Source organism: Arthrobacter sp. Edens01, assembly GCF_001307035.1.
Classification (GTDB): Bacteria; Actinomycetota; Actinomycetes; order Actinomycetales; family Micrococcaceae; genus Arthrobacter_B.
The window spans coordinates 27,914-31,689 of sequence record NZ_LKIU01000004.1; the positions used below are offsets into that span (position 1 = coordinate 27,914).

Annotated in this window: 3 protein-coding genes; 2 read left to right on the forward strand and 1 reads right to left on the reverse strand. The window is 64.5% G+C overall.

Annotation, left to right across the window (positions count from 1 at the left end; all coding sequences use genetic code 11):
- Window positions 1-1,176 precede the first annotated feature (1,176 nt).
- Both AO716_RS05080 and AO716_RS05085 read left to right on the forward strand, forming a co-directional pair.
- A complete protein-coding gene (locus tag AO716_RS05080; protein ID WP_055239890.1) occupies window positions 1,177-1,650 on the forward strand; it encodes an SRPBCC domain-containing protein in 474 nt (157 codons plus the stop codon).
- A 10-nt stretch (window positions 1,651-1,660) separates the two neighbouring features.
- Window positions 1,661-3,034: an FAD-binding oxidoreductase gene (locus AO716_RS05085; protein WP_055239891.1), complete on the forward strand. Its 1,374-nt coding sequence runs from the start codon at window positions 1,661-1,663 to the stop codon at window positions 3,032-3,034.
- 15 nt (window positions 3,035-3,049) lie between these two features.
- Here AO716_RS05085 and AO716_RS05090 read toward each other — a convergent pair.
- Window positions 3,050-3,776: alpha-amylase family glycosyl hydrolase (locus AO716_RS05090; RefSeq protein ID WP_268753557.1), on the reverse strand; the 727-nt coding region annotated here is incomplete at its 5' end.

A 3,776-nucleotide genomic window follows, 5' to 3' on the forward strand; every position in this document is an offset into this window, starting at 1 on the left:
CTACCCGGCGCCGGCCGATTCGCGCGGCGGCCAGGCACGATAGTCCGTCCATAGAGCAAGCCTGCTGCCCGGTCCCGCTGCTGTCCGGTGCCGCTGCTGTCCGGTCCCGCTACTGCCCGGTTCGCGCCGCCGGCCAAAGCATGCCGGTCCGGGCCGGGCAGCCGGCGTTCCCGGAGAAACCACTCAGGAGAAGCGTGAGAGTCCGGGCCGGGGCAGGCCGCCGTTCCCACGTTCAGTGACACCTGTTCACTCACGGGGCCACACGGGTTAACAACCGCACCACAGCGTGGGAACCACGGTCACGTGCGCAGCCTTACCAGCCCCCAGCAGGCCGCTTCGCACACACAGCTTCCCGCCCCCGGTTCCCACATTCAGTGACACCTGACTACTCGTGGGACCACACCAGACACAGCAGTCACCGCACGTGGGAAAGACGGGCGGAAACCGTGCACTGGGGAAGCCCTGAAGGCAGCCGGCGATGAGTGTCCCGTCCGATATGCCATGCTGCCGCGGGTCGGGATCACACCATGCCCACCCGCAACCGGAGACGGGGATCGCACGCAATAGAAGCACGCCTACAGCCGTTGATTCCCCGCAGAGGAACTCCACCAGCCGAGACACTCGGTTCGAGGAAGGCACCGCGCAAAGCCACCGCCTCAATGACCGGCGGGAAACCGTGCACGGACAGCCTTCCGACCGACAGCCCCGTCCAGCAGAGTGCATCTGGCTGCCGAGGGGCTGAGAAACGGCTGTGCCATCCTCTCCTCCGCAATTCGCCTCCACTTTGGGACATGCCTGCCATCCTGGGACTTTCCTGACGCGGCGCCGCGGAGGAAAGACCCAAACTGGCAGGAATGTCCCAAACCGGCAGGGAAACACACCCAAAAAGTGTCCCAAAGTGCAGGAATGTCCCCAACCGCAGGGAAACGACCCAGAAGGGCGTCCCAATACGGAGGACCGTCCCCAACCGCAGGGAAACGGCCTCGAGGACTCGCCGAAGACGGAGGAAAGTCCCAAAACGGAGGCAAACGCCCTCGAAAGTCTCAAAACGGAGGACAACGCCCACGGGGACTCGCCCAAGACGGAGGCAAAAGCCCAAAACGGAGGACAGGCCACGTCTGGGCTCCGGGAACGAGTGACTGCACCAGGGATGCCCGGACTGCGTAGGCTGGGGAGATGACTCCATCGCTTTTCAGCCATGCCCCGGAACCTGAGCCCGAGAGCCCACGCGAACCGGTCTCCGACGTAGAGGAGACCTGCGTCGTTCCCCGTGAAACAGAAGAGGCCTTCCGGGGATTCCATGAGTACCCCCACCTGTGGTGGCCAACGGAGTTCACCGCCTTCGGAGAAGGAACCCACGTGGAGTTCGAGGGCGGCGCATTGGTTGAGACCAGTGAGGAAGAGGAATCCGCCACGCGTGCAGCTGTTCAGGAAATCCGGCCAGGCCAGCTGCTGGAATTGGAATGGAATCCGGGTACTGGTTCCACCACTGTCAGCGTCTCCTTCACAGCAGAGGGCACGGGCACGGCCCTGAGGATTTTGCATACGGGCTTCGATTCAATCCCTGACAGAGCAGATCAGCGCGAAGCCTCCGAGGCACTGTGGCGCAACGTTCTGCAACGTTACGCACGGTTCATGGGCGCCCGGTAGCCTTCTTCCTATGAGCCTGCCTGCCCTGCACGACCTTGAAGTGTCCATCCCCGGCGTTCGAATCGACACGGACCCGGAGACACTGAAGCGCTACGCCCGGGACCAGGGGCCAGTCCAGGAACTGATCGATCCTCTGGCCGTGGTCTGGGCCGAGTCAGCCGCTGATGTGCAGGAAGTTCTGCGCTGGGCCTCACGTACCGGCACTGCCGTTGTTCCCCGCGGGGCCGGAACAGGAGTGTCCGGGGGAGCGCACGCCACCCGGAACTGCATAATCCTCAGTCTTGAGAAGATGAACCGCATCCTGGACATCCGCCCGGGTGACGAACTGGCAGTCGTCGAGCCCGGCGTCGTGAACGCTGATCTCAACGAGGCAGTAAAGTCACATGGCCTGATGTACGCACCGGATCCCGCCAGCTACAAGGTCTCCACCATCGGCGGCAACGTAGCGACGAATGCCGGCGGTCTCCGCTGCGCAAAGTACGGCGTAACCCGGGACTCGGTCCTGGCGCTGGACGTTGTGCTGGCGGACGGCACACTGATCCATACGGGACACCAGAGCTTCAAGGGCGTGGCCGGGTACGATCTGACCGGCCTTTTCACCGGCTCGGAGGGAACACTGGGCGTTGTTGTCGGAATAACCGTACGCCTGCGCTACCTGCCCAGCGATGTGAGGACCGTAGCCGCGTTCTTCCCGGACTTCCGGACTGCCGCTGCGGGAGTGCTGGCGGTTGGGGCAGCACGTGTGCAGCCGTCGATCATGGAACTGCTCGACGGCGCCACAATGGCCGCGCTGGACGGGGCGCACGGATCGGACCTCGGGACCCGGGGCGGCGCGCTGCTGCTTATTCAAACCGACGGATTCGGCGCCGAAGCCGAAGCAGCAGCTGTGAGAGCCGTGCTGCGCGAACTGGGCGGCACCGTCAGCAGTGAGAGATCAGAGGAAGCAGAGCGGCTCCTGGACCTGCGCCGGCACAGCCGGGGTGACGACGTAGAGCATGAAATCCGGGTGGGCGAAGACGTTGCCGTACCCCGGTCGCAGCTGGTGCATTACGTCGCCGAACTCGAGCGGATGGCCCAGGACCACCGGGTCCAGCTCAAGGTGGTCGCGCACGCCGGTGACGGCAACCTCCACCCCACCTTTTGGATCGAGGCGACGGAAGGCGAGGCAGGTGTTCACAGACTCAACGCAGCCCTGGACGAATCCATCACCGTCGCCCTGCGGATGGGCGGAACCATCACGGGCGAACACGGGATTGGCCAGTTCAAGCTGCGCTGGCTGCCGCAGGAGCAGCAGGAAGAAGTCCTTCAGCTCCAGCGGCAGATCAAGGCAGTCTTTGATCCGGCAGGCATCCTGAATCCGGGTAAGGCCGTTCCCGGGATCTAAGGCCCGTAGCGCGGGTTAGGGGATACGCATCCAGACGGCCCGGTTAGGACGCAGCTGGGTGTGTGACATAGCACCGGGAGAGCTCTGGCACAGGATCTCGAATTCCGGAAGTTCCACCGGTTCGGTGCCCATGTTCATCACGGCGAGCACATTGCCGTTGACGAAACCGACTACGCCTTCAGCGTCGTGCTCGGGCCACCAAGCCAGGGAGCCATGGCCAAGGTCCAGTTCGCGCCGCAGCTTCAACGCCTTGCTGTACATGCTGAGCGTCGAATCCGGGTTCCGCTGCTGAATATCGCGGGAGTGTGTGCCCCACAGGCCGAGCTGGGGGAGCCAGGACTTTCCGGTGCTGCTGAAGCCGTAAGACGGCGCGTCTGCGATCCAGGGCAGGGGCACCCGCGAGCCGTCCCGGCCTACCCGGGTACCTTCCGTCCGGTGGAAGGTCGGGTCCTGACGGTACTCATGAGGAATCATCGTGTGGTCCGGCAAACCCAGTTCTTCGCCCTGGTAGAGGTACACGCCGCCGGGGAGCGCGAGCATCAAAAGCGTGGCCGCACGTGCCCGGGCAAGGCCCAGGACATGGTCGGGCTGCGCGTCGTCAGGGCCGATCCCGTCGCCGCTGCGCAGGTCATGGCTCTGCAACCCGAAGCGGGAGACGTGGCGGACGACGTCGTGGTTGGAGAGGACCCAGGTGGTGGGGGCGCCGACTTTGTCGAAGGCGTTGAGGCTGGTGGTGATGATG

What these genes read in the sequence shown, in the direction of transcription:
- AO716_RS05080 (WP_055239890.1), top strand. Translation starts at nt 1,177, where the DNA reads ATGACTCCATCGCTTTTCAGCCATGCCCCGGAACCTGAGCCCGAGAGC.
- AO716_RS05085 (WP_055239891.1), top strand. Translation starts at nt 1,661, where the DNA reads ATGAGCCTGCCTGCCCTGCACGACCTTGAAGTGTCCATCCCCGGCGTT.